Genomic DNA, 25,204 nt, shown 5'->3' with positions numbered 1-25,204 from the left:
TCACGACCGCTCCGGCGCCAGGAACTCGCACCACACGGCCTTGCCGCCGCCCCGGGCCTCCACGCCCCACACGTCGGTGAGCAGGTCGACCAGGAGCAGCCCTCGCCCCGAGACACCTGACTCCCCCGCCTCGCGACGCCGCGGCAGGGCGCTGGAGGAGTCCTCGACCTCGACGCGCAGCCGGCGCTCGGAGCCGGTGAGGACCCGCAGGGTCACGACGGCGGAGCCCTCGGTGTGCATCAGCGCGTTGGTGATCAGCTCGTCGGCGACCAGTTCGACCTCGTCGGCCCGGTCGCCCGCGCCCCAGGCGCGCACGGCGGCGCGGATCATGTGCCGGGCCGCGGAGAGGGCCTCGGGGTCGCCGGGTGCGACGTGCTGCTGGAGGCGGCCGCCGGCCCGCGGGGCGTCCAGGACGCGGCGGCGCAGCAGGAGCAGGGCGACGTCGTCGTCGCCGCCGCGTTCCTCGGCCACGTCGATGAGGCGGTCGGCGAGGTCCCGTACATCGTCCGGACCGGTGGCGATCAGCGCGGTCAGGGTCCGCATGCCGTCGTCCAGGTCGGCGCCGGGCTGTTCGACCAGGCCGTCGGTGCACAGCAGGAGGGTGTGGTCGGAGTCCAGCTCGATGGTGCCGACCGGGTATTCGAGCCGCCCGAACTCCGCGGACAGGCCGAGCGGCAGCCCGCCCTCGACCGGGACGCGCCGGCAGTCGCCGCCGGGCTCCCGGATCAGCGGGTCGATGTGGCCGGCCCGCACCACCTGCACGACCCCGGTGGACAGGTCGGCCTGCGCGTACAGGCAGGTCGCGAAGCGGTCGGTGTCCAGTTCGTGCAGGAACACCGAGGCGCGGGCCATCACGGTGGCCGGGGTGTGTCCCTCGGCAGCGTAGGCGCGCAGGACGATGCGCAGTTGGCCCATGACGGCGGCGGCGTGTGTGTCGTGGCCCTGGACGTCGCCGATGACGGCGCCGACGCGGCCGCCGGGCAGCGGGATCAGGTCGTACCAGTCGCCGCCGATGTCCCGGCCGAGGGAGGCCGAACGGTAGCGGACGGCGACGTCGGCGCCGGGCACGCTGGGGATGGTGCGGGGCAGCATGGCCTGCTGGAGGCCGGTGGCGAGGTCCTTCTCCTGCTCGTAGAGCATGGCCCGCTGCAGGCTCTGCGCGATGCTGCTGCCGAGCGCGACGAGCACATTGCGGTCGTCGGTGGAGAAGCCGCGCCGGTCGCTGTAGAGCAGGCCGATGGCGCCGATCGGCCGGGCCTGGGCGATCAGTGGCAGGTAGGCGGCGGACGTGATGTTCAGGTCGGTGATGTGCGGCCAGAGGATCGGGTACCTCTCCGCGAACTCCTCCGGTGACTCGATGAAGCGCGGGCTGAGCGTCCGCACGACCTCGCTCATCGGGTACTGCTCGTCGATCCGGGTGACCAGGGTTCCGGGCACGAAGCTGCCGGCGGGGCCCTCGGCGACCAGCCGGATGCGGCCGGCCTCGACCAGGCCCATGACCAGGCTGGTGGCGCCGAGGTGGGTCAGGCCGTGGGTGTCCTTGAGGACGTCGATGACGTCCTGGATGGTGCGGGCGTGGGCGAGGGCGGCCGTGGTGAGCTGGACGACGTTGGTCTGCTGCCGGCGGGCCTCGTCGTCGGCGGCCTGCTCGCGCCGCTCCTCGCTCTGGGCGAGTTCAGCGGTGGCGTCCCGGACGATGCCGATGATGCGGCGCGGGCGGCCCGTCTCGTCGCGGCGGATGTGGCCCTGGGTGTGGGTCCAGCGCAGGTGGCCGTCGCGGCAGCGGATGCGGAAGTAGGCGCCGTAGTTCTCGCTGCCGTCCTTCAGGGCCTGGGAGACCAGGCCGTCCAGCCGGTAGGCCTCGGGCGGCGGCACCCTGATCGCCAGGGTCGCGGGGTTTCCGTCGTACTCGTCGGGGCGCAGGTCGAAGACCTCGTGGGCCTGGGCGTCCATGTGGAAGACGCCATTGTCCAGGTCCCAGTCGAAGGTGCCCATCTGGTTGAGCGCCAGGATCGGATCCGGGTGGGCGGGCCAGTCGTCCGGGAGTGACAGGGCGCTCGCTCCCCGATCAACCATGGAGCCACCTTGCCAGGGTTTGCCGGATTCTTCGACCGGTGCGACGGGAGTGATTCGCCGACGGGGGCGCGCAGTGTCTGTCTCACTCGCTTGGGTTACACAAGCGGAGAGGTGGTATACGCAGAGTCACATGGGTCGCGTGGCGCGACAATGAGGAAGGAGGGGTACGGCCATGGACTGGTTCGTCGCACCGGAATACTGGACGAGCCGACTGGTCTTCCAGCGGGCTCTGGCCGGCGTGTACCTCGTCGCGTTCCTGACGGCGGCCCTGCAGTTCCGGGCGCTGATGGGCGCGCGCGGCATGCTGCCCGTGCCGCGCTTCGTCGCACAGGTCCGCTTCCGGGCCGCGCCCAGCGTGTTCCAACTGCACTACTCGGACCGGTTCTTCGCCGCCTGCGCCTGGACGGGCTGCGCGGTCTCGGCGGCGCTGCTGGCCGGCCTCGACTCCTTCGTGCCCCTGTGGGGCGCCATGCTGCTGTGGCTGGTGCCGTGGGCGCTGTACCTGTCGATCGTGAACGTCGGACAGACCTGGTACTCGTTCGGCTGGGAGTCGCTGTTGCTGGAGGTCGGCTTCCTCGCGGTGTTCCTGGGCAACGACGAGGTGGCGCCGCCGATCGTGGTGCTGTTCCTGCTGCGCTGGATCCTGTTCCGGGTGGAGTTCGGCGCCGGTCTGATCAAGATGCGCGGCGACGCCTGCTGGCGGAAGCTGACCTGCCTGGACCACCACCACGAGACCCAGCCGATGCCGGGCCCGCTGAGCTGGTTCTTCCACCATCTTCCCAAGCCCCTGCACCGGGTCGAAGTGGCCGCCAACCACTTCACCCAGCTCGTCGTGCCGGTCTTCCTCTTCGCCCCGCAGCCGATCGCGACGGCCGCCGCCGCCCTGATGATCGTCACCCAACTGTGGCTGGTCCTGTCGGGCAACTTCTCCTGGCTGAACTGGATCACCATCGTGCTGGCCCTGTCGGCGCTGGAGTTCCCGAGCGATCCGCCCTCCGTGGCCGGGGCGCCGCTGTGGTACGAGGTCGTGGTCCTCGCGGTCGCCGCGCTCCTCGTCCTGCTGAGCTACCGCCCGGTCGCCAACATGATCTCCCGCCGCCAGATCATGAACCGCTCCTTCGACCCGCTCCACCTGGTCAACACCTACGGCGCCTTCGGCAGCGTCAGCAGGGTCCGGTACGAGGTGGTCGTGGAGGGGACCGTCGACGACGCGCCGCGCGAGGAGTCGGACTGGCGGGAGTACGAGTTCAAGGGCAAGCCGGGCGATCCCCGGCGCTGGCCGCGCCAGTTCGCTCCGTACCATCTGCGCCTGGATTGGCTGATGTGGTTCGCCGCGCTGTCGCCCGCCTACGCCGGCTCATGGTTCGGCGCCCTGGTGGAGCGGCTGCTGGAGAACGACCGCGACACGCTGAAGCTGCTGCGCCGCTCGCCCTTCCCGCCCGACGAGCCGCCGCGCTTCGTGCGCGCCCGCCTCTTCCGCTACCGGTACACGACCTGGCGTGAGCTGCGGGAGACGGGCGCGTGCTGGGAGCGGACGTATGTGCGGGAGTATCTGCCGCCGACCAGGCTGGCCGAGGTGGCTCAGAGGTCGTAGACGCGGGTGGCGGTCCCCTCGAAGATCTGCTGGCGGTCGGACTTCCCGGTCAGCTCCCGGGCCGCGGCGACGACTTGACCGTACGACGCCGCCAGCGTGCACACCGGCCAGTCCGAGCCGAACATCATCCGGTCCGGGCCGAACGCCTCCAGCACCACATCGGCGTACGGGCGCAGGTCGTCGGCCGTCCAGGAGGCGAGGTCGGCCTCGGTGACCATGCCGGAGAGCTTGCACACCGTGTTGGGGTGCGCGGCCAGGGCGCGCAGGTGACAGGCCCAGGGTTCGAGGGCGCCGGAGGCGATGGGCGGCTTGCCCAAGTGGTCCAGGACGAAGGTGAGTTCGGGCAGTGCGGCCGCCGCCTTGGCGCACGCGGGGAGCTGGTGCGGCAGGACCACCAGGTCGTAGACCAGCCCCGCCTCCGCCACGGCGGCGAGCCCGCGCCGTACGTCCGCACGCAGCAGCCACTGCGGGTCGGGCTCGCCCTGCACCTGGTGGCGGATGCCCTTGAGATAGCGCCCGCCGGGCAGCTCCCGCAACCGGGCCAGTTCCTCGGCGACGTCCGGACGGGTGAGGTCGGTCCAGCCGACGACGCCAGCGATCAGCTCGTGCTCGGCGGCGAGGGCCAGGAACTCCGGGGTCTCCTCGGGCACGGTGACCGTCTGGACGAGGACGGCGCGGGTGACGTCGGCAGCCCGCGCCTCAGGGGCCAGGTCGGCGATGCCGAAGTTCCTTCTGAGCGGCTGGAGTTCGGGGCCGGTGATCCAGTCCTGGTCCCGAACCGACAGGTCCCAGACGTGGTGGTGGGCGTCGACGACGGTCACGGCAGCTCCCATACGACGGGCAGACCGGCGTCCACGCCCTCCCCGGAGTAGTCGTGCACCACGTCGAGCAGTTCGGCCATCCGAGCCTGCCAGACCACGTTGACCGGGAGTTTCTCCAGCTCGGCGAGGAGGCGGCCGTAGTCCTCGCAGTCCAGGACGTGGAAGAGGTCGGTGCCGCTGCGCCAGATCGTCCAGGACGTCGCCCCGGCGGCCCGGATGGCGTCCGTGAGCTCGACCGGCACCTCCCGGTGGGCGGCCTCGTACTCGGCGATGCGGTCCGCGCGGACCTTGGTGTGCAGGGCGACTCTCATGAGGGTTCCTCCCTGGCCAGGAGTCCGGTGTCCCGCAGCTCCTGCCAGAAGGAGTCGGGGACCGGGGTGGCGAACTGGACGGCGGCGTCCCGGATTTCGTCAGCCGAGCGGGCACCCACCAGGACGCTGCTGACAGCGGGGTGAGCCGCGCAGAAGGCCAGCGCGGCGGCGCGCAGGCTCATGCCGTGCCGCTCGGCGACCTCCTTCATGCGCAGGGCCCGGTCCAGCAACTCGCCGGGCGCCCGCGTGTAGTTGTACGTCGCCCCCGGCTTGGGATCCGCGAGCAGGCCGGAGTTGAAGGCGCCGCCGATGACGACGGACGTGCCCCTGGAGACAGCCGCCGGCAGCAGCTCGTCCAGCGCGCTCTGGTCGAGCAGCGTGTAGCGGCCGGCGCACAGCACCACATCGACGTCGGTGTCGCGGACGAAGCGGGTGAGCATCTCCGCCTGGTTCATGCCGGCGCCGATCGCGCCGACGACGCCTTCCGCGCGGAGCTTCTCCAGGGCCGGGTAGCCCTCCCGGAAGGCCTGCTCGGCATGGTCGTCGGGGTCGTGCAGGTAGACGATGTCGACGCGGTCGAGGCCGAGGTGTTCCAGGCTGGCGTCCAGGGTGCGCCGTATGCCGTCCTCGGTGAAGTCCCAGACGCGGCGATGGGTGGCGGGCACGGCGAAGCCGTGCGCCAGGTCGTCGCCGCCGTCGGTGGACGGTTCCAGCCGGCGGCCCACCTTCGTGGAGAGCGTGTACTCCTCGCGGGGGTGCTCACGCAGAGCCGCGCCGAGGCGGCGTTCGGACAGGCCGAGGCCGTAGTGGGGCGCCGTGTCGTAGTAGCGGACACCGCACTGCCAGGCGGCGTCCACCGCCTGGTACGCCTGCTCCTCGTCGACCTCGGTGAAGAGGTTGCCGATGACGGCGGCCCCGAAGCCGAGCCCGCTCGGGGTGCTCACTGGCCCGCCGGCCGCAGCCGCAGGCCCTGCATGCCGCCGTCGACGGCGAGGGCGGTGCCGGTCGTGGCGCCGGAGAGCGGGCTCGCCAGGTAGGCGATGGCGCCGGCGACCTCGGTGGCGGAGACGAGACGGCCGGTGGGCTGGCGGGCCTCCAGGGCGCCGCGTTCGGCGGCCGGATCGGCGGCGGCGTCGAGGAGGCGGCCGACCCAGGGGGTGTCGACCGTACCCGGGTTGACGCAGTTGACGCGGATGCCCTCGCGGACGTGGTCGGCGGCCATGGCGAGGGTGAGCGAGTACACGGCGCCCTTGGTGGCGCTGTACAGCGCGCGCTGCGGGAGCCCTGCCGTGGCCGCGATGGAGCAGGTGTTGACGATCGCCGCGTGCGACGACTGCCGCAGATGCGGCAGGGCGGCGCGGGCCACCCGCACCATGCCGACGACGTTGACGTCCATGACCCGGTGCCACTCGGCGTCGTCGTTGTCCTCGACGGTGCCCTGAGCGCCGATGCCGGCGTTGTTGACCACCACGTCCAGCCCGCCGAGCTCGGCGACGGCGGCCGCCACGGCCTCCCGTACGGAAGTGTCGTCGGTGACGTCGGCGCGGAAGGCGAGCAGCGGCTTGTCGACGGAGGACGGGTCCAGGTCGAGTACGGCGACCTGGGCGCCGCGCGCGGCGAGGAGTTCGGCCGTGGCCCGGCCGATGCCGGAGGCGCCTCCCGTCACCAGCGCCTTGAGACCGTCGAAGTCGTTCATGCCGCGTGCCCCTTCTTTCCGGAAGCGTCGAGGTCGGCGGCCCAGAAGGCGCCGTCCGGGAATGTGTACCGCGCGATCGACTCGGGTCGCATGGCGGCCGAGAAGCCGGGCGCGGTGGGTGCCCTGTAGTGACCTTCCCTGATCACCACCGGGTCGAGGAAGTGGTCGTGCAGATGGTCGACGTATTCGATGACGCGGTCCTCGGTGGTGCCGGTGACCGCGACGTAGTCGTACATCGACAGGTGCTGGACGAGTTCGCACAGTCCGACGCCGCCCGCGTGCGGACAGACCGGGACGCCGAACTTGGCGGCGAGCAGCAGGATGGCGAGGTTCTCGTTGACGCCGCCGACGCGGGCCGCGTCGATCTGGAGGACGTCGAGGGCGCCGGCCTGGAGGAGCTGCTTGAAGACGACCCGGTTCTGCACGTGCTCCCCGGTGGCGACCCTGACCGGGGCGACGGCCTCGCGGATGGCGGCGTGGCCGAGGACGTCGTCGGGGCTGGTGGGCTCCTCGATCCAGTACGGGTCGAACTCGGCGAGTGCCTTGGTCCAGCGGATCGCCTCGGCCACGTCCCAGCGCTGGTTGGCGTCGATGGCCATGCGGATGTCCGGCCCGACGACCGAGCGGGCGACGCGGCAGCGCCGTACGTCGTCCTCCAGGTCGGCGCCGACCTTCAGCTTGATCTGCCGGAAGCCGTCGGCGACGGCCTGGGCGGCGAGCCGGGTCAGCTTCTCGTCGTCGTAGCCGAGCCAGCCGGCGGAGGTGGTATAGGCGGGGTAGCCGCGCTCCAGGAGCCGGGCTGTGCGCTCCTGCGTGCCCTCCCGTCCCCGGCGCAGGAGGGCCAGCGCCTCCTCGGGGGTGAGCGCGTCGGTGAGGTACCTGAAGTCGATCTGGCGGACGATCCACTCCGGGTCGGCGTCGGCGAGCAGGCGCCACAGGGGCTTGTCGGCGCGTTTGGCGGCGAGGTCCCACACGGCGTTCATGACGGCGCCGATCGCCATGTGCATCACGCCCTTCTCGGGGCCGAGCCAGCGCAGCTGGCTGTCGCCGATCAGGTCGCGGTTGAGGGTCCCCGGGTCGGCGCACAGCTCCTCGACGGACCGGCCCACGACATGGCCGCGCAGGGCCTCGATCGCGGCGACCTGGATCTCGTTGCCCCGCCCGATGGTGAAGGTGAACCCGTGCCCCTCGTGGCCGTCCGCCCCGTCGGTGCGCAGCACGACGTACGCGGCCGAGTAGTCGGGGTCCGGGTTCATCGCGTCGGAGCCGTCGAGCTCGCGCGAGGTGGGGAAGCGGATGTCATAGGTGTCGACCGCGGTGACGCGGGTGGGTGTGCCGGGGGCCTGGGACACTGAAGTCCTTTCCGTCAGGGGCGGTGGGCAGCCGGGGGTCAGTCCTGGGCCCGGCCCGTGGTCACACGGGCGATCATGAGGGCGATCAGGATGATTCCGCCGTAGATGGCCTGGATCCAGAACGACGGGACCTGGGCGAGGGTGAGCAGGTTCTGGACGACACCCAGCAGGAGTACGCCGGTCAGGGCGCCGAACATGGTGCCCCGGCCGCCGTCCAGGCTGATGCCGCCGATCACCGCGGCCGCGAACACGGTGAAGATCATGTTGTTGCCCTGGTTGGCGCTGATCGCGCCGACGTAGCCCGTCTGGATGATCCCGCCGACGGCCGCGAGGGTGCCCGCCACGATGAACACGCCGAGCATCACGCGCTCGACCCGGATACCGGCCGCGCGGGCGGCGTCCGCGTTGCCGCCGATGGCGTACAGGGCGCGTCCGATGCGGTGGTACTTGAGCACGAACCCGGCGGTGGCGAAGGCGGCCGCTGCGAGCCACACGGACATCGGGATGCCAATGAACGTGGTGGTGGCGAGGGAGTAGAAGCTGTCGGGCATCCCGAACAGCGTCTTGCCCTTGGTCGCGCCGACCAGCAGACCGCGCAGCACGATCAGCATCGCGAGCGTCACGATGAACGCGTTGAGTTTGAACTTCACGACGAGGATGCCGTTGAAGGCACCCACGGCCGCGCCGACCACGAGGATCGCCAGCAGGGCGAGGGCGGCGGGGAGTTCGGTGCCCCAGCCGGACTTGGCGGCGGGCAGCACGAGAAGCGCGCCCACGGCGGGTGCGATGCCGACGACCGATTCCAGGGACAGGTCGAACTTGCCGGTGATGAGGACGAGGGATTCGGCGAGGACGACCATCGCGAGGGCGGCGGAGGCACCGAGGATCGAGATGAGGTTGCGCTCGGTGAGGAACGAGTCGTTGACCACCGCGCCGAGCACCATGAGCAGCAACAGGGCGGGGACCAGGGCGAGTTCACGGGCCCGGCGGAGCAGCACCGCCCTGGCCGCACGGGCGTCCGGGACCTTGACGGGCGTAACCGGTGGGGCCTTGGTGTCAGCCATGGTCCACTCCTTCGATGGAGGCGATCAGCTCGTGGTCGCGCCAGCCCGCCGGGTGCTCGGCGACGACATGGCCGTGGAACAGGACGAGGACGCGGTCGCAGCGGCGCAGGTCGTCGAGTTCGTCGGAGACGACGAGTACGGCGATGCCGTCCTCGCGGGCGCTGTCCACGCGGGCCAGCAGGGACTCCTTGGACTTCACGTCGACGCCGGCGGTGGGGTTGATCAGCACGAGCAGCCGGGGGTCGGAGGCGAGCGCGCGGGCCATGACGACCTTCTGCGCGTTGCCGCCGGACAGGTCGGAGACGGGCTGGTCGGGGCCCTCGGTGTGGATGTCGAGGCGTTCGATGAGGGCGGTGGCGACGCCGCGCCTGCGGTCGGTGCCGACGAAGCCGAGGCGGCCGAGCCGGTCCAGGACGGTCATCGTGGCGTTGTCGCCGATGGTCATGCCGGAGACCAGGCCCTGGTCGTGCCGGTCGCGGGGGACGCAGGCGACACCGGCGTCGAGGGCGGCCCGCACATCGCCGAACGGCAGCCGCCGGCCGTCCAGTTGAGCCGTCCCGGCGGTCGGGGTGTGCAGTCCGGCGAAGGACTCGGCGAGCTCGACCTTGCCGCTGCCGCTGATGCCGGCGAGTCCGACGACCTCGCCGCGGCGGACGGTGAGGTCGATGTCGTCGTACGCCGGTGAGGTGAGCCCGCGGGCTTCGAGGAGGACGGGGGCGTCGTGGTCGACGTCCCTGGGATCGACGGCCTGCTCGGCGATGGCCTCAAGGGACTCCCCCGCCATGGCCTCCACCAGGGCCCGGCGCGGCAGTTCGGCGACCGGGGCGGTGGTGATCCAGCGGGCGTCGCGCAGGACCGTGACGGTCTGGCAGACCTCGTACACCTCCTGGAGGTGGTGCGAGATGAACAGGAAGGTGACGCCGGAGTCCTGCAGCGCCCGCATGCGCCCGAACAGCCGCTCGATCTCACGGTTGTCGAGCTGGGCGGTGGGCTCGTCGAGGATGATGAAGCGGGCGCCGAAGCTGAGCGCCCGGGCGATCTCCACCATTTGGCGGTCCTCGACCTTGAGGTCCCAGGTGCGGGCGTCCGGGTCGACGTGCACGTCCCAGGTGGCAAGGAGGTCAGCGGCCTGCGACCGCAGCTTGCGCCAGCTGATGAACCCGCGGTTGAGCGGCTGCCGGTTGATGAACAGGTTCTCGGCGACCGTCAGCTCGGGGACGACGGTGGGCTTCTGGTAGACGCAGGCCACCTTGCGGCGCCAGGCGTCGCGGTCGGCCAGGGCGGGCGCCGGCCGGCCGTCGAAGCGGACCTCGCCCGCGTCGGCGGCCTGGAGTCCGGTGAGGATGTTGACCAGGGTCGACTTGCCGGCGCCGTTGCGGCCGACGAGGGCGTGGGACTCGCCGGGCAGGACGGTGAGGCGTCCGTCGGCGAGGGCGGTGGTGGGGCCGTAGCGCTTGACGATGCCCCGCGCGTCGACGAGTGGCGTCGTCATTTGACCGTGTTGCCCCAGAGCTTGGGGTCGTCGACGTTGTCCTTGGTGACCAGCGGGGCGGGGAGCTGGTCCTCCAGGATGCCGCTGGGGAGCTTGACGATGGTCGAGTCGTGGTCGGTCGGGCCGGGCTCGAACTTCTTCCCCTCCATCGCCGCCTTGATGTAGTACATGCCGTACTTGGCGTACAGGTCGGCGGGCTGGGAGACGGTCGCGTCGATCTCGCCCTTGCGGATGGCGTCGTACTCCTGCGGGATGCCGTCGTTGGAGACGATGGTGATGTGCCCGGCCTGCCCCGCCTTCTTCAGCATGCCCTTCGACTTGAGGGTCTGGAGGGTCGGCGCGAGGTAGACGCCGCCGGCCTGCATGTAGATGCCCTTGATGTCGGGGTTGGCGTTCAGGAGGGTGTCCAGCTTGGAGGCCGCGGCGTCGGACTCCCACTTGGCCGGTATCTCCAGGACCTTCAGCTTGGGGAAGTTCTTCTTCACGCAGGCGCGGAAGGCCTCTGAGCGGTCGCGGCCGTTGACGGAGGCGAGGTCGCCCATGATCTGCACGACCTTGCCGGAGGGGATCTGCTCGCCCAGGTACTGGCAGGCCTTCTCGCCGTACGCCACGTTGTTGGCGCGCACCACCATCGCGACCTTGCCCTTGTCCGGCGCCACGTCGACCGCGACGACCGGCACGCCCTTGCGCTCGGCCTGGTCGAGGCCGGCCTCGATGGCGGCGCTGTCCAGCGGGGCGACGACCAGGCCCTTGACGCCCTGGTTGAGCTGGTTGTTGATGTCGGTGATCTGCTGGGAGGGGTCGCTGTTGGAGTTGACCGTCTTGAGCGCGTCGACTCCTTCGGAGTCGGCCATCTTCGGCACGTAGTCGTTGTACGACTGCCAGAACGGCGAGGTCAGCAGGGGCAGGATCACCCCGACCTTGCCGCTGCCGCCACCGCCTTCGGCGCTCGTCGCGCCGGTGTCGTTGGTACTTCCGCATGCGGCGAGCACGAGCGAGGCGCCGGCCACCGCCGCCACCGCGCCGAAGATCCGGGACCTGTTCCGCTTCCTCTTGCTCACTGTCCTGCCGGGCATCTGGCGGCTCCTCGTTGAGCTTGTTCGAGCAGATGCCCGCATACTTATCAGACCACTCCCTCAGAAGAACACCCTCCAGAGGCATTTTTCCAGGGATCGGACCGATAGTGGTCGGACCACCTCCGGGGCTACACTGCGGCGCACCGGGCGACAGGAGGAATGGCGTGGACGAGACAGCCCCGCAGAAGGGCACCGTGACACAGCGCGCCATCGAGCAGATCAAGGCGATGATCGCGGAGGGACGCCTCGAGCCCGGCCAGCGGCTGCCGACCGAGCGCGATCTGGCGGCGCGGCTCGGCATCTCCCGCAGCTCGATGCGCGAGGCGATCCGCGCGCTCACCGTGCTGGGAGTGCTGGAGGCCCGGCACGGCTCGGGCATCTACGTCACCCAGCTCGAGGCCGGCGATCTGCTGGAGACGTTCGGCGTGGTGGCCGACCTCTCACGGGGCCCGCGTCTGGTGGAGCTGCTGGAGGTGCGGCGCATCCTGGAGTCGACGGCGACCGCCATGGCGGCGGCGCGGATCACACCGGACCAGCTCGCGGAGGTCGAGAAGCACCTGACGGCGATGAACGCCACGGACGACCCCGAGGAGATCCTCGCCCACGACCTGGCGTTCCACCGCGAGATCGCCCTCGCCGCGGGCAACGACACCATGGCCGCGATCCTGGAGGGCCTGTCGTCGCGCACCTTCCGGGCCCGCGTCTGGCGCGGCTACCAGGAGGAGGGCGCCTTCACCCGCACCCGCCGCGAACACGCCGCGATCCACCGCGCCCTGGTGGCTCGCGACCCGGAGGCGGCCCGGGCCGCGGCCGCCGCGCATGTCGGCGAGGTCGAGCAGTGGCTGAGGACGCAGCTCGGCGGCTGACACCCTCCGCCGGGTCCTACGGACGCACGTCGAAGCCGTGGGCTTCGCCGAGTCGGTTCAGGGACACCTGGCCGGGGATGCCGTCGGCGTCCGTGCCGTTGAAGCCGCAGCGGTGCTGCCAGGCGGAGTACGCCTCGACGCTCGCCGCGCCGAAGTGGCCGTCGGCGTGCCGGGCGGCGAGCAGGCCCTCCGCGACGAGCGCCTTCTCCACGGTGCGCACGCCCGCATACGACACCGGGGTGCTGGCCCTGTCGGGGTCGTGCAGGGCCGCGGCGACCACCTTCGAAAGGTCGATCACCGGCCGCGGGCCCGGCACGGTCGGCGAGCCGCCGGGGCGTGGGGCTCCCTTGCGCACCCATGCGTACAGGTGGGTGCCGGGGCACTGCGTGGCGAAGCCGTCCCGGTGGCCCTTGATCTCCTTGCCGGCACCGTGGCGGCGCAGCAGCTCGATGCCGTCGCGGATGGCACCCAGCATCGCGTCCGTCGGCTTGGTCAGTCCCTGCGATCCCACCAGGCCGCAGATCGCGTAGTGGGCGCGGTTGAGTTCCTGGTTGCCGTTGGCCCCGGTGCGCCTGCCGAGGCCGCGTCCCTCCAGGAGATGGCCGTGCGGGCAGGCGCCGTAGTTGTAGGCGATGTCCGAGTAGTTCTCCTTCTCGTTCGCGAGGTGGTCCTTGCGGATCGCTTTCCATTTGGCGAGGCAGAGGTCGTGGTCGTCGAGGAGTTTCACGCTGACCGGCGCGCCTTCGTAGTGGACCTTCACGCCCTCGGCCGAGGGCTGCGCGGGTGCGGCTGATGCGGGCCAGCCGAGCTGGGCTCGCGTGACGAGCTTCAAGAGTGCCTCCAGGGCGCGCGAACGGGACGCCAGCGTCCTTGAGTGTGGAGATGGTTGGCGTCCCGGGCCGCGATGGCGCGCCGCTGTCCCCCGTCCGTGCTACAAGGCCCGGCGCAACCGCAGCGTCACCAGTTCGAAGGGCCGCAACCGCAGGGCGACGCGCCGCCCGTCGTACTCCGGGCTCTCGGGCAGCGGGCGTTCCAGCAGATCCGTCGCCGCGACGTCCGCGACCTCGAAGTCCGCCGTCAGGGTGGCCCCTACCCGGCCGCCGTGGGCCTCGTGCAGGCGCACCACCACGTCCCCGCTGCCGTCGTCGGCCAGCTTGACGGCCGTGACCACGACCGCGTCCTGGTCCACCGTCACCAGCGGGGCGACTTCGCGGGCGCCGGTGATCCGCCGCTCCGGCAGATTGATCCGCCAGCCCTCGCGCACCGCGTCCCCGACGCCCGCGCCCGGCACCAGGGCGTGCCGGAACCGGTGCACGCCCTGGTCGGTCTCGGGGTCCGGGAAGCGTGGGGCGCGCAGCAGGGAGACGCGCACCGTGGTGGTCGTGCCGCGGTCGCCGTCGGTGCGGACGGTGCGGGTGACGTCATGGCCGTACGTCGAGTCGTTGACGACGGCGACGCCCCAGCCCGGCTCCGCCACGTGCACGAAACGGTGGTTGCAGGCCTCGAACTTCGCCGCCTCCCAGCTGGTGTTGGTGTGCGTGGGCCGGTAGAAGTGCCCGAACTGGGTCTCCGACGCATACCGCTCCGCGTGCACGTCGAGCGGGAAGGCGAGCTTCAGGAACTTCTCCGTCGCGTGCCAGTCGACCTCGGTGTCGCACAGCAGCCGCCGCTCCCCCGCCGCGAGGGACAGGTGCTGGGTGACACGGGAGTCGCCGAAGGACCGGACGATCCGCACCGACGCGCCGTCCGCGCCGGGGGTGAGCTCGTCCACCTCGGTCAGGTCGGTGACCGTATGGCGGTAGAACTCGTCGACGTCCCAGGCGTCCCACATGTTCGGGAAGTCGGGGTGCAGTTGGAGGAGGCCCGCGGCCCCGCCGGGTGCGATCGTCTCGCGGTCGGCCTCGATGTCGTACGCCGACACCACCAGGCCCCGCGCGTCGATCTCGATACGCAGCAGGCCGTTGTCGAGGACGAAGCCGCCGTCCGGGCGTGGCGTCAGGGCCGTCCGGCCTTCGGTCACCGGGGTGCGCGCCCCGCCGGCCGGTACGCAGTCGCGCGTGTGCGGGGCCGCGTTGAAGACCAGCTCGCGCTCCCCCTGGCCGGCCAGGGCGCGCTGCGCCGAGTCGATGATCGCCGTCAGCTCGCCCGCGAGGCGGTCGTACGTGGCACGTGCCTCGCGGTGCACCCACGCGATGGACGAGCCGGGCAGGATGTCGTGGAACTGATGCAGCAGGACCGTCTTCCAGATGCGGTCCAGCTCCTCGTAGGGGTAGGGGAACCCGGTGCGTACGGCGGCCGTGGCGGCCCACAGCTCCGCCTCGCGCAGGAGGTGTTCGCTGCGGCGGTTGCCCTGCTTGGTCCTGGCCTGGCTGGTGAGGGTGGCGCGATGGAGTTCGAGGTAGAGCTCGCCGACCCAGACGGGCGGGTCGGGGTACTCGGCCTCGGCCTTGCGGAAGAAGGCGTCCGGGGTCTCCCAGACGACGGTGGCGGAGCCCTCGAGGTCGCGCAGCCGCGCCGACTTGGCGATCATCTCGCGGGTCGTGCCACCGCCTCCGTCGCCCCAGCCGGTGGGCGCGAGGGAGTGCCGGGCCCTGCCCTTGTCCTTGAAGTTCCGTGCCGCGTGGGCGATCTCGCTGCCCTTCATCGAGCAGTTGTAGGTGTCGACGGGCGGGAAGTGGGTGAAGATCCGGGTGCCGTCGATGCCCTCCCACCAGAAGGTGTGATGCGGGAACTTGTTGGTCTGCGACCAGGAGATCTTCTGGGTCAGCAGCCACTTGGAGCCCGCCGCCTTGATGATCTGCGGCAGTCCGGCGGCGAAGCCGAAGGTGTCGGGCAGCCAGGCCTCGTCGTTCTCGATGCCGAACTCGTCGAGGAAGAACCGCTTTCCGTGCACGAACTGCCGGGCCATCGCCTCCGATCCGGGCATGTTGGTGTCCGACTCCACCCACATCCCGCCGGCCGGCACGAACCGCCCGTCCGCCACCGCCTTCTTCACCCGCGCCCACACCTCGGGCCGGTGCTCCTTCACCCACGCCCACTGCTGGGCCTGCGACATGGCGAAGACGAAGTCGGGCTCGTCCTCGATCAGTGCGGTCATGTTGGAGGTCGTCCGGGCCACCTTGCGCACGGTCTCGCGCAGCGGCCACAGCCACGCCGAGTCGATGTGCGCGTGTCCGACGGCGCTGATGCGATGCGCCGACGGCACGGCGGGCGCGGCGAGCACCCCGGCCAGTCGTTCCCGCGCCCGCCCCGCCGTACCGCCCACGTCCTGGAGGTCGATCGCGTCCAGCGCCCGGTCCACGGCCCGCAGGATCTCCCAGCGCCGCGCCGACTCCACCGGCAGCTCGGCCATCAGCTCGCCGAGCACCTCCAGGTCGATGACGAGCTGCCACACGTTCTCGTCGAGGACGGCGAGGTCCATGCGGGTGAGCGTGTACTGGGGTTCGCCGCCGGCGGTCTCCTTGTCGCCCAACCGCGTGGGCAGGAAGGGGTGGTAGTCGAGGATGACGGGGTTGGAGGCCGCCTCGATGTGCAGCCGCACCTCCTCGCCGCCCGCCACCGGGGCGCCGATGCGCACCCACTGGTTGCGCGGGTTGAGGCCCTTCACCGGGGTGCCGTCGGGCCGGTAGACCAGGCCCTCGCACTGGAAGCCGGGCATGTTCTCGTCGAACCCGAGGTCCAGCAGCGCCTCGACGGTCCTCCCGGCCCACGCCTCGGGCACGGTCCCGGTGACCCGGAACCAGCTCGTGCCCCACGGAGCACCCCAGCGGGCGCCCACCTCGATCGGCTCGGGTTCGGCCGCGAGCCCCTCGGCGACGGGCACCGGCTCGCCGGGCGCATGCCACACCGCCACGTCCAGCGGCACGGACTCGGGGTACACGGCGGGGCGGACGCGCTCGTCGAGGACGCGCTTGAGGCGGGCTTCGACCAGGTTGCGGTCGTCATGCATACGGGGTGCTCCGTAGGTAGGTCGTCCGGGTTGTTACCAGCGGTGGGTGACGGTCGCGGGATCCGACGTGGTGTACAGCTCCCCTACGGCACGTACTTCGAACCGTGCCGCCGCTTCGCCCGGTTCGGGTCGCAGGCCGCCGACGAAGAACGCGCGCTGACAGGTGCCGCCGAGGAAGCGCCGGGTGCCGTCGGGCAGGAGGCGGTGCAGGGTGTGGTGGCGTGCGTCGCCGGGGGCCGGGGCCCAGGCGAAGCGCAGGTCGCCGCCCGAGGCCGCGGTGATGCGGAGGCCGGTGGGTGCGGCGGGCGTCCGCGTGCCGGTGCGGACCGCGAGGCCACCGAGCCGCCATCGCACGGGGCCGCCGTCGGTCGCGGTGAGCCGGACGCCGATGGCGTGTGCGGTGCCGGTCAGGCCGGTGAGCCTTACGGTCGCGGTGTGCCAGCCGTCGGCCGAGGTCACGGGGAAGTAGGTGTACGGCGGTGTCGCCCCCGGAGCGGTGGGCTCGGCGGTGGCGACGGCCAGCTCGACCTGCACGCCGCCCGCGTCGGTCCGATGGGTCAGCTCGACGACCGTGTCCGCGGTGACCGGCAGCCGTGTCGCATACAGCTCCAGGACCGCGGGCCGGTCCGGTTCACCGGCGACGAGCACACTGCTGCCGCCGTGCCACGCGTCCGCGAAGTCGAAGGTCACGGCCGGTCGCCGCCCGTCGGTGTGCACGACCCAGCGCCGGGACGGCAGCCGGTCCTGCAGGCCCAGGTGATTCCATGGCACATCCGACGTCACCTCACCGTCCTCGTACCACCGCAGCCCGTGCCCGGTGTTGAACACGCTCGCGAACGGCACCGAGGTGACCGTCGACCGGTCGGCGACGGTCACGGCCGGCGCCCGCCAACCGTCCGTGCCGTCCGGCCGCGAGGGATCCAGTGACCGGCCGGTCCAGAACCGGTCGTCGGCGGCGTGGAAGTCCCCCGGGCTCCGCCCGTCCGCCGGCAGGTGATTGCGGGTCCACTCGGGCCGGTAGAAGCCGACCGACGCCACATGCGCCTTGTCGCGCGGCACGATGGCGTCCCAGTTCACGGACGAGTTCCAGCCGTTCGCCTCGACGTCGACGCCCGCCCACAACTCGTAGCGGCCGCGCCCCAGTTCCTGGGCGCGCTGCCCGGACGACGTCAGCTTCGCCGCCGTCCACCGGAAGTCCACGAACATGTCGTCGGCCGCCTGGAAGAACGGCTCGTTCTGGGAGTTGAGCGCCCCCTGCCAGCTCACGCTCCCGTTCACGGTCATCGAGTCGTACCAGGTCACCCGCTGGCCCTTCACCTGCGCAAGCGTCTTCAGCTCGCGCAGGAAGCCCAGCATGTCCGCGCCCAGCTCAGCGTTCCCGCCGCTGGTCTCGGCGTTGACGAACCACCCGTCGAAGCCGTACGCCGCCGCGACCGCGACCAGCCGCTCGGCCAGCGGATACCGCCCGGCCGCGTCCTTCTGCACCAGGTCACGGGTCCACTGAAGCTGTCCGCCGTAGGCGACGGGCGGCAGGAAGATGTTGCCGAGGACGGGCACGCCGTGGCGGTGGGCGGCGTCGACGATCGGCGCGTTCGGCGCCAGGACGAGCCCTTCGCCGGAGGAGCCTCCCCAGAACACCAGCTCGTCGATGTACGCCCAGTGTGTGAGGGCGTAGTAGTCGGCGGTGGCCGAGCCCTGGGAGGGGTTGCCCGCGGTGGGTCCGAAGGAGACGAGGGACTGGATGCGGGCCTGGTCCGTGCGGGCGGTCGGGTTGGCCGGGGTGGGGGTGAAGCGCGCGGCGAGGGGGACGGTCGACGCGTTGAAGGCGAGGTCCGGGTCGTCGGCCGGGCGCCAGGACTTCAGGCTGCGCCAGGTGATGCCGGTGCCCGGGGTGCCGGCGGGCAGGGAGTCCGGATACCAGTAGGAGGCGTACGGCTGGAGGGCGGCGGCCTTGGCCTTGGGTGCGCCGAAGGCCGGGAGCGAGGGCAGCAGGGCGGCCGTGGCGCCGGCGATGAGGACGGTGCGTCTGGTGGGGTTCACGAGCGGGTGCCTCCTTGTGGGGCGGGGAGTACCTGATCGGGAGCGACGACCTCGGTGATGCCGCGTGCGGACAGGTGGTCCTGGTCGGCGGCGCGCACGTCGAGGACGGTGGTGGGGCGGACGCCGTCGGCGACCAGCCGGAAGAAGGCGTCGAAGACGGGGCCGCCCGGTGCGCAGAGCGAGCGGGTGGACGGATCGGCGGGGACGGTCAGCGCCGTCGTACGCGGCGCGGGCGCCTGCCGCGGCCCACGGGCCGCCCGCTCCAGTACCCGGGCGGTGTCCTTCGGCTTGCGGTCGTTGGTCAGCAGGCCGAGCCCGTATTCGAGGTCGGGGAAGTCGGCCAGGTCCCGGGACACGTCGTGGGAGCACCACCAGGTGATCCCCCACAGGTCGGGGCAGTCCAGGGCGCTCGCGACGGTCGCCTCGGTGAAGGCGGCGGCGTGCTCGGGCGGGATCAGGGGTGCGGGCGCGCCGACCTCCTGGAGCCAGACGGGGCGGTGGGGGTCGTCGGCCCAGGCCTTGCTCAGCTCGACGAGGTAGGCGGCGTGGTGTTCGGTCGGGACGGAGGTGCGGCCGTGGCGCTGGGCGGTGCCGTTGAAGACCCAGGAGTGCACGGCGGTGACGGCGCCGTGCCGGGCGGCCTGGGCGGGTGTGAACGGCTGGTCGTCCTGGTACCAGGTGGCGTCGTACTCGGCGTGCAGATGCAGCCGCCCGGGGGCGCCCTCCTCGCAGGCGGCGAGCATGCGCGCCAGCCAGCGGTCGATCTCGGCCTCGGTCGCCCGGTCGGGGTCGGGATGCGGGCCGGCCGAGAACTGGTTGACCTCGTTGCCGAGGGTCATGCCGAGGAAGTTGGGGCGGTCGTCCAACGCCGCCGCCAGGGTGCGCAGGTAGGCGGCCTGGCCCTCGACGGCCTCCGGGTCGGTGAAGAGGTTGCGGCGGTGCCAGGTCCGGGTCCACGCCGGGAGGTAGTCGAAGCTGCTCAAGTGGCCCTGCAGGCCGTCCACGTTGACGTCGAGGCCGCGTTCGGCGGCGGCGTCGACGAGCTGGACCAGGTGCTCGATCGCGCGTCCCCGGATCAGGGTGCGGTTGGGCTGGAAGTACGGCCACAGCGGGAAGACCCGGATGTGGTCGAGGCCCAGCGCGGCGGTCGAGTCGAGGTCGGCGCGTACGGAGTCGGGGTCGAAGTCGAGCCAGTGGTGGAACCACCCTTCGCTGGGGGTGTAGTTGACGCCGAAGCGCACGGCAGCAGGCATGCAGTGTCCTTGATAGGCGAGTTCGTGGGGGTTCAGCCCTTCACTGCGCCCTCGCCGACGCCGCGGAAGAAGTACCGCTGGAGGCAGGCGAAGAGGGCGATCAGCGGCGCAACGGCGATGATCGTGCCCGCGGCGACGAGGCGTTCGTCGCCCGCGAAGGTGCCGTGCAGATAGTTGAGGCCGATGGTCAGGGTGAACTTGGACGGGTCGCTGAGCACGATCAGCGGCCACAGGAAGTCGTCCCAGGCACCCATGAAGGCGAAGATCGCGACGACGGCGACGGTCCCCTTCACGGACGGCAGCGCGATCCGCAGGAACCGCTGCCAGACGTTGGCCCCGTCGACGTAGGCCGCCTCCTCGATCTCGTAGGGAAGGTTGAGGAAGGCGTTGCGCATCAGCAGGACGTTGAGGGCGCTGATGGAGCCGGGCAGGACGACGCCGACGAGGGTGTTGTTGAGGCCGAGTTCCCGCATGGTGGTGAACTGGGCGATGATGATGCCCTCGACGGGCACGAGCATCGCGAGGATGAAGGCGAGGGTGGCCGCGCGGCGGCCCCGGTAGCGCAGCCGGGCGAGGGCGTAGCCGGCGAGTGCGGCGCCGACGCAGTTGGTCACGACGTTGGCGGTGGCGACCTTCAGCGAGTTCAGGGCGTAGTCCCAGACGGGGATGGTGTCGGCGACCCGTTCGTAGTTGTGGAGCGTCGGGTCGCCCGGGAGGAACTTCGGCGGGGAGCTGAAGATGTCCTCGGTGGGGCCCTTGAGCGAGGTCGACAACTGCCACAGGAACGGGCCGACGGTGAGGGCGAGCACGGCCAGCAGGAGCAGGTAGCGCAGGGTGAGTTCCCAGACGCGGATGCGGCGGCCGTGTTCGTCGGTGACGCGGGGTTCGCGGGCGGCGGCCGGCTTGTCGGTCGTGGGCCGCGCCTTCTCCATGACGCTCATGACTCGTCCCTCCGGTCGGCGCGCAGCACGAGCAGCATCAGGGCGACGGTCACGACGAAGACGACCACCGAGATCGCCGAGGCGTAGCCGACGCGGCCGGTCAGGCCGGTGCCGGTGCGCTGGACGAGCATGACGAGGGTGGTGTCCTGGCCTGCCGGGCCGCCGCTCGGGCCGGCCATCAGATACACCTCGGAGAACACCTTGAAGGCGGCGACCGAGGACAGCGCCCCGACCAGGACCATGGTGGAGCGGACGGCGGGCACGGTGACCGTGAGGAAGCGGCGGACCGCTCCGGCGCCGTCCACGGCGGCCGCCTCGTGCAGTTCGCGGGGCACGTTGGCGAGCGCGGCCAGGTAAATGATCATGTAGTAGCCGAGGCCCTTCCAGACCGTCACGGCCATGGCGCTCAGCAGGAGCAGCCACTGGTCGCTGAGGAACCCGATGCGTCCGACGCCGATCGTCTCCAGGAGGGAGTTCACCAGTCCGCGCTCGTCGAGCAGCCAGACCCAGATCAGCCCGACCACCACGATCGAGGCGACGACCGGGGTGTAGAAGGCGGACCGGAAGAAGGTGATGCCGGGGATGTTCTTCTGCACGAGCAGCGCGAGCAGCAGCGGCAGGAGCACCAGCGCGGGCACGACGCCGACGACGTACAGCGTGCTGTTGCGCAGCCCGATCCAGAACATCTCGTCGTGGAGCAGCTCGCGGAAGTTGGCCAGGCCCACGAACTCGCCCGGGATCAGGGTGCGGCGGTCGGTGAAGGCGTTGATCAGCGTGGAGACGAACGGGTACAGGATGAACGCGCCGATGATCAGCAGGCCCGGGACGGCGAACAGCCAGGGGCTGGTGGGCAGTTGGCGCCGCACCCCGGAGGGCCTCGGCGGGGAGACGGTCGAGCCGGCCATCGCCCGCTATCCCTGCTGCTGAAGGAGCCGGTCGCAGGCCTCGACAGCGTTGTCGAGAGCTTCCTCGGGGCTCTCCTTGCCCTGCAACGCCTTGGCGACCTCGTTGCGCAGCTCGGTCTTCATCTGCTCGCTGAACAGCACGGGCGTGTAGTTGACGGCGGTCTTCAGCGACTTGGCGGCGGCGACCCGCACGCGTGTCTCGTCGGTGCCGTCCTCCTTGGTGAAGTACGGGTCGTCGAGCGATCCTGCGGTGCTGGGGAAGATGGCGACCTGCTGGGCGAACGACATCTGGTGCTCGGCGTCGGTGACGTAGTGCGCGAAGGCGACCGCGGCAGGGGTGCGCTTGGTCTGTGCGTTGACCATCACGCCCATGACGTACATGTTGACGTGCCCGGTGCTGGTGATCTGGTCGGTGATGCCGATGTTCTTGTACAGGCTGGGCGCCTGCTTCTTGAAGTTGCCGAGGTCCAGCGCGCTGCCGGGGTTCATGGCGACGGCGCCGGTGAGGAACTTCTTGCCGGACGACTCGGAAGTGGCGGTCAGCGCCTGCGGGTCGAGGGCCTTGGCGTCGTACAACTCCTTGTACTTGGTGAGGAGTTCGACTCCCTTGGCGTCGTTGAAGGTGAAGGCGGTGCCCTCCTTGTTCATCAGCTCGACGCCGTAGCGGCCGAAGTCCTCGATGGTGGGGACGTTGGCGAGGGTGGCGACCTTGCCGTCGCTCTCGTCCGCCATCTTCAGCGCGGCGTCGAAGACCTCGTCGTACGTCTTCGGCGGCTGCTCGGGGTCGAGGCCGGCCTCCTTGAAGAGGGACTTGTTGTAGAAGAGCGGGCCGGTGTTGAGGTACCAGGGGAAGGCGTACGTGCCCTGCATGCCCGGGATCTGATGGCTGGCCCAGGCCCCTTCCAGATACTCCTTCTTGTACTGCCCGGCCGCCTTGTCGAGGTCGAGCGCGAGGCCGGCCTTGGCGAGCGGGGCGACCAGGTCGGGCGAGACGTTGACGACGTCCGGGAGGGTGCCGCCGGCCGCGTCCGCGCTGATCTTGTCGGCGTAGCCCTCGGCGGGCTGGTCGATCCACTTGACGTCGGTGCCGGGGTACTTCTTCTCGAAGCCGGCGATAACGCCCTCGAAGTAGTCCTTGAAGTTGGCGCGCAGATTCCAGGTCTGGAAGGTGATGTCACCTTCGATCTTGCCCGAGGCGTCGGTCGAACCACCGCCGTCTCCGGAACCGCAGCCGCTCAGCGGCAGGACGACACAGACGGCGGCGGCAGCGAGGGTTCTGCGGGATACAGGCACGGCGAACCGGTCTCCTTTGCGGCGGAGTTGACCAACGACGCAGACCTTGCATGCCTCTCCCGGGACCCGTCAATGCGTCTCGCACAGCTAATTTGTTTAGTGACTAATGCGCATTAGGTTGACGCAGCTGAACCGCATTAGTGCATACTGGCGCGGAAAGTTCCGGGGAATGGGGAAGCAGCGTGTCAGGCAAGCGGTCACCGGTCCGCCGACCGACGATGAAGGACATCGCACGGCATGCCGGCGTCTCCCAGAGCGCCGTCTCCTTCGCGCTGAACGGCCGGCCCGGAGTCTCCGAGGACACACGCGAGCGGGTGCGTCAGGTCGCCGAGGAGCTGGGCTGGCGGCCCAGCACGGCGGCCCGCGCGCTGTCCGGCGAGGGCGCCGCGACGGTCGGTTTCGTCCTGGCCCGCCGGGCGGAGACGCTGGGCGTGGACTCCTTCTTCCTGCAACTCGTTTCGGGCATCCAGGAAGTGCTGGCGGAACGCCATCTCGGGCTGCTGTTCCAGGTGGTGGAGGACGTGGCCGACGAGTGCGCGGTGTACCGGCGCTGGTGGGCCGAGCACCGGGTGGACGGCGTCCTGGTCGTCGACCCGCGCACCGACGACCCCCGCCCCGATCTCCTCGACGAACTCGGCCTGCCCGCCGTGGTGATCGGCGGTGCGCCCGACGACCGGCACCCCGGCCTGTCGACCGTCTGGGCGGACGACGCGGGCGCGATGGCCTCGGTCGTGGACGGCCTGTACGCCCTCGGCCACCGGCGGATCGTGCACATCGCCGGCCTGCCGGGCCTCGCCCACACCGAGCGCCGGATCCGCACGCTGCGCGCCGAGGCGGGGCGCCGTGGCCTGTCCGAGGTGAAGTCGGTGACGACGGACTACTCCGACGCCGAGGGCGCGGCGGTCACCCGCCGGGTGCTGGAGGGCACCGCTCCCCCGACCGCGCTGATCTACGACAACGACGTGATGGCGGTGGCCGGCGCCGCGGCAGCGACCGAACTCGGCTTCTCGGTGCCGACGGACGTGTCGGTGGTGTCCTGGGAGGACTCCGCGCTGTGCCGCATGGTCAAGCCGTGGCTGTCGGCGCTGTCCCGGGACAGCGTGGAGTTCGGACGCACGGCGGCCCGCGAACTGACCGCGCTGCTGGACGGGGGGTCGGCGCGGGCGGTGCGGGTGCCGGTGCCGCGGTTGGTCGAGCGGGGCAGTACGGGGGTGGCGCGGGGCGCGTGACCAGCGTGACTCAAGGGAGCGGCCGGCCGCCGAGGCCCGTGCGGTCGCGAACAGGCTCTCGGTGGTCTCTACGGCGGTCACCGGAGAGGTCCAGGCCGCCGAGCCAGAGGGACATCATGACGGCGAGCCTCCGCCACGCAGCCCCTGAAGTCCCTCGTAGGCGGCCGTGACGATCTCCATCCCCCGGGTGTCCTCGGCGGGCTCGCGCATCTGGTGTGTCACATACGCCACCACGAACCGGCTGTCGGGCTCGGCCATCACCAGCGACCGCCCCAGCCACCCCAGCCGTACGCGCTGCCGAACAGGCCGAACCCCAGCCCCCACCGCACCGGCATCCCCAGCACCCGGTCGTCGCCGTCGAACTGCTCCTCCCGGGCACGGTCGCAGCCGGCCCGGGACAGCAGCCGTACGCCGTTGACCTCTCCCCCGCAGGCCAGGACCGACTGCACCAGCGCGACCGAGCGGGCGTTGCCGTATCCGCTTGCCGCCGGGATCTGCGCGCGGCGCCAGGCCGGGCTGTTGCCGTCCCGGACGCGCATCCCGTTGCCCGCCTCGGAGCCCACCGGATTGCCGGGCGCGCTCGACGCGTAGTCCTCGTCCCGCCCCGCCGGCGGGATCGCGAGCGCGACCCGAGGGTCGTGCTCAGCCGGGAGACCGATGTGGAAGTCCGCGCCCAGCGGCCCGGTCACCTCCTCGGCAAGGAACTCCCCCACGCTGCGGCCGCAGACCCGGCGCACGACCTCGCCGACGAGGAACCCCTGGGTGAGCGAGTGGTATCCGGCCGCGGTCCCCGGCTCCCACCGCGGCGCCCGCGCGGCGAGCCGGGCCGTGGCGGCGGGCCAGTCGTAGAGGTCCTCGACCTGCCCGTCCCAGTCGGGCAGTCCGGCGGTGTGCGACAGCAGGTGCCGTACCAGCACCTTGTCCTTGCCCGCCGCCGCGAACTCCGGCCAGTACCGGGCGACCGGTGCGTCCGGGTCGAGGGCGCCGCGGTCGATCAGGACGAGGGCGCACAGTGCCGTCATCGTCTTGGTCACGGACCAGACGTTGACGAGGGTGTCGCGCTGCCACGGGACGGTGCGGCCGGCGTCCGCGAATCCGCCCCAGACGTCCACGACCGGCCTGCCGTCCACGAACACGGCTGCGGAGCCGCCCACGTCACCGGCGTCCAGCATGGCGGCCAGCGTGTTCGGGACGGCGAGGAAGAGGTCGTCGTACGACCCCTGGATGTCGGCCATGTGCCCCATCC

Annotated in this window: 19 protein-coding genes and 1 pseudogene; 3 read left to right on the top strand and 17 right to left on the bottom strand. The window is 71.2% G+C overall.

The window, feature by feature from the left end; genetic code table 11:
- Positions 1-2,076, bottom strand: coding sequence for a SpoIIE family protein phosphatase (locus ACP4J3_RS19500; protein ID WP_426536036.1), 2,076 nt, complete (start codon positions 2,074-2,076; stop codon positions 1-3).
- A gap of 172 nt (positions 2,077-2,248) precedes the next feature.
- Here ACP4J3_RS19500 and ACP4J3_RS19495 point away from each other — a divergent pair, with 172 nt between their 5' ends.
- Positions 2,249-3,670: a lipase maturation factor family protein gene (locus tag ACP4J3_RS19495; protein ID WP_426536034.1), complete on the top strand. Its 1,422-nt coding sequence runs from the start codon at positions 2,249-2,251 to the stop codon at positions 3,668-3,670.
- Here the strand turns inward: ACP4J3_RS19495 and ACP4J3_RS19490 are convergent.
- Genes ACP4J3_RS19490 through ACP4J3_RS19455 form a run of 8 tightly spaced genes read right to left on the bottom strand, consistent with a single transcriptional unit; the run spans position 3,658 to position 11,482 of the window.
- Positions 3,658-4,503, bottom strand: coding sequence for an amidohydrolase family protein (locus ACP4J3_RS19490; RefSeq protein WP_426536032.1), 846 nt, complete (start codon positions 4,501-4,503; stop codon positions 3,658-3,660). The two genes, ACP4J3_RS19495 and ACP4J3_RS19490, sit on opposite strands and share 13 nt — an antisense overlap.
- Positions 4,488-4,802 (bottom strand): L-rhamnose mutarotase, encoded by a 315-nt coding sequence (locus ACP4J3_RS19485; protein WP_426536030.1) that lies wholly within the window; start codon positions 4,800-4,802, stop codon positions 4,488-4,490. Before ACP4J3_RS19485 ends, ACP4J3_RS19490 begins: the two co-directional genes overlap by 16 nt.
- On the bottom strand, positions 4,799-5,746 hold the full coding sequence (locus tag ACP4J3_RS19480; protein WP_426536028.1) for an aldo/keto reductase: 948 nt from the start codon (positions 5,744-5,746) through the stop codon (positions 4,799-4,801). The genes ACP4J3_RS19485 and ACP4J3_RS19480 overlap by 4 nt, the downstream gene beginning before the upstream one ends.
- On the bottom strand, positions 5,743-6,498 hold the full coding sequence (locus tag ACP4J3_RS19475; RefSeq protein ID WP_426536026.1) for an SDR family NAD(P)-dependent oxidoreductase: 756 nt from the start codon (positions 6,496-6,498) through the stop codon (positions 5,743-5,745). Before ACP4J3_RS19475 ends, ACP4J3_RS19480 begins: the two co-directional genes overlap by 4 nt.
- Positions 6,495-7,850, bottom strand: a complete 1,356-nt coding sequence (locus tag ACP4J3_RS19470; protein ID WP_426536024.1) for an L-fuconate dehydratase — start codon at positions 7,848-7,850, stop codon at positions 6,495-6,497. The genes ACP4J3_RS19475 and ACP4J3_RS19470 overlap by 4 nt, the downstream gene beginning before the upstream one ends.
- 38 nt (positions 7,851-7,888) lie before the next feature.
- A complete protein-coding gene (locus tag ACP4J3_RS19465; RefSeq protein WP_426536022.1) occupies positions 7,889-8,914 on the bottom strand; it encodes an ABC transporter permease in 1,026 nt (341 codons plus the stop codon).
- A complete protein-coding gene (locus ACP4J3_RS19460) occupies positions 8,907-10,406 on the bottom strand; it encodes a sugar ABC transporter ATP-binding protein (RefSeq protein ID WP_426536020.1) in 1,500 nt (499 codons plus the stop codon). Before ACP4J3_RS19460 ends, ACP4J3_RS19465 begins: the two co-directional genes overlap by 8 nt.
- Positions 10,403-11,482 (bottom strand): sugar ABC transporter substrate-binding protein, encoded by a 1,080-nt coding sequence (locus tag ACP4J3_RS19455; RefSeq protein WP_426536018.1) that lies wholly within the window; start codon positions 11,480-11,482, stop codon positions 10,403-10,405. The genes ACP4J3_RS19460 and ACP4J3_RS19455 overlap by 4 nt, the downstream gene beginning before the upstream one ends.
- Positions 11,483-11,646: 164 nt before the next feature.
- On the opposite strand from ACP4J3_RS19455, the gene ACP4J3_RS19450 reads away from it, so the two are divergent.
- Positions 11,647-12,348 (top strand): FadR/GntR family transcriptional regulator, encoded by a 702-nt coding sequence (locus ACP4J3_RS19450; RefSeq protein ID WP_426536016.1) that lies wholly within the window; start codon positions 11,647-11,649, stop codon positions 12,346-12,348.
- A gap of 16 nt (positions 12,349-12,364) precedes the next feature.
- On the opposite strand, the gene ACP4J3_RS19445 is transcribed toward ACP4J3_RS19450, so the two are convergent.
- The 7 genes from ACP4J3_RS19445 to ACP4J3_RS19415 all read right to left on the bottom strand — a co-directional run bounded on the left by ACP4J3_RS19445 (position 12,365) and on the right by ACP4J3_RS19415 (position 22,729).
- The gene (locus tag ACP4J3_RS19445) at positions 12,365-13,180 is read right to left on the bottom strand and encodes an N-acetylmuramoyl-L-alanine amidase (protein ID WP_426536014.1); all 816 of its coding nucleotides are present in this window, start codon (positions 13,178-13,180) and stop codon (positions 12,365-12,367) included.
- 99 nt (positions 13,181-13,279) lie between these two features.
- Complete coding sequence (locus ACP4J3_RS19440) at positions 13,280-16,297, bottom strand: alpha-mannosidase (RefSeq protein WP_426536012.1); 3,018 nt, start codon at positions 16,295-16,297, stop codon at positions 13,280-13,282.
- Positions 16,298-16,330: 33 nt separating this feature from the next.
- Entirely contained in the window at positions 16,331-18,337 is a 2,007-nt protein-coding gene (locus ACP4J3_RS19435; RefSeq protein ID WP_426536010.1) for an endo-beta-N-acetylglucosaminidase, read from the bottom strand.
- The gene (locus ACP4J3_RS19430; RefSeq protein ID WP_426536008.1) at positions 18,334-19,590 is read right to left on the bottom strand and encodes a glycoside hydrolase 5 family protein; all 1,257 of its coding nucleotides are present in this window, start codon (positions 19,588-19,590) and stop codon (positions 18,334-18,336) included. The genes ACP4J3_RS19435 and ACP4J3_RS19430 overlap by 4 nt, the downstream gene beginning before the upstream one ends.
- Before the next feature lie 32 nt (positions 19,591-19,622).
- Positions 19,623-20,531 carry a carbohydrate ABC transporter permease gene (locus ACP4J3_RS19425; protein ID WP_426536006.1) on the bottom strand — a complete coding sequence of 303 codons (909 nt, stop codon included), beginning with the start codon at positions 20,529-20,531 and terminating at the stop codon, positions 19,623-19,625.
- Complete coding sequence (locus ACP4J3_RS19420; protein ID WP_426536004.1) at positions 20,528-21,436, bottom strand: carbohydrate ABC transporter permease; 909 nt, start codon at positions 21,434-21,436, stop codon at positions 20,528-20,530. The genes ACP4J3_RS19425 and ACP4J3_RS19420 overlap by 4 nt, the downstream gene beginning before the upstream one ends.
- Before the next feature lie 6 nt (positions 21,437-21,442).
- Entirely contained in the window at positions 21,443-22,729 is a 1,287-nt protein-coding gene (locus tag ACP4J3_RS19415; RefSeq protein ID WP_426536002.1) for an ABC transporter substrate-binding protein, read from the bottom strand.
- 218 nt (positions 22,730-22,947) lie between these two features.
- Here ACP4J3_RS19415 and ACP4J3_RS19410 point away from each other — a divergent pair, with 218 nt between their 5' ends.
- Complete coding sequence (locus ACP4J3_RS19410) at positions 22,948-23,958, top strand: LacI family DNA-binding transcriptional regulator (RefSeq protein ID WP_426536000.1); 1,011 nt, start codon at positions 22,948-22,950, stop codon at positions 23,956-23,958.
- A 114-nt stretch (positions 23,959-24,072) separates the two neighbouring features.
- Here ACP4J3_RS19410 and ACP4J3_RS19405 read toward each other — a convergent pair.
- Positions 24,073-25,193, bottom strand: a pseudogene (locus tag ACP4J3_RS19405) (serine hydrolase domain-containing protein).
- Positions 25,194-25,204 lie beyond the last annotated feature (11 nt).

Source organism: Streptomyces sp. UG1, from assembly GCF_049974585.1.
GTDB lineage: Bacteria > Actinomycetota > Actinomycetes > Streptomycetales > Streptomycetaceae > Streptomyces.
Note: the sequence above shows the minus strand (reverse complement) of the source record. Positions and strands in the feature narration are given on the sequence as shown.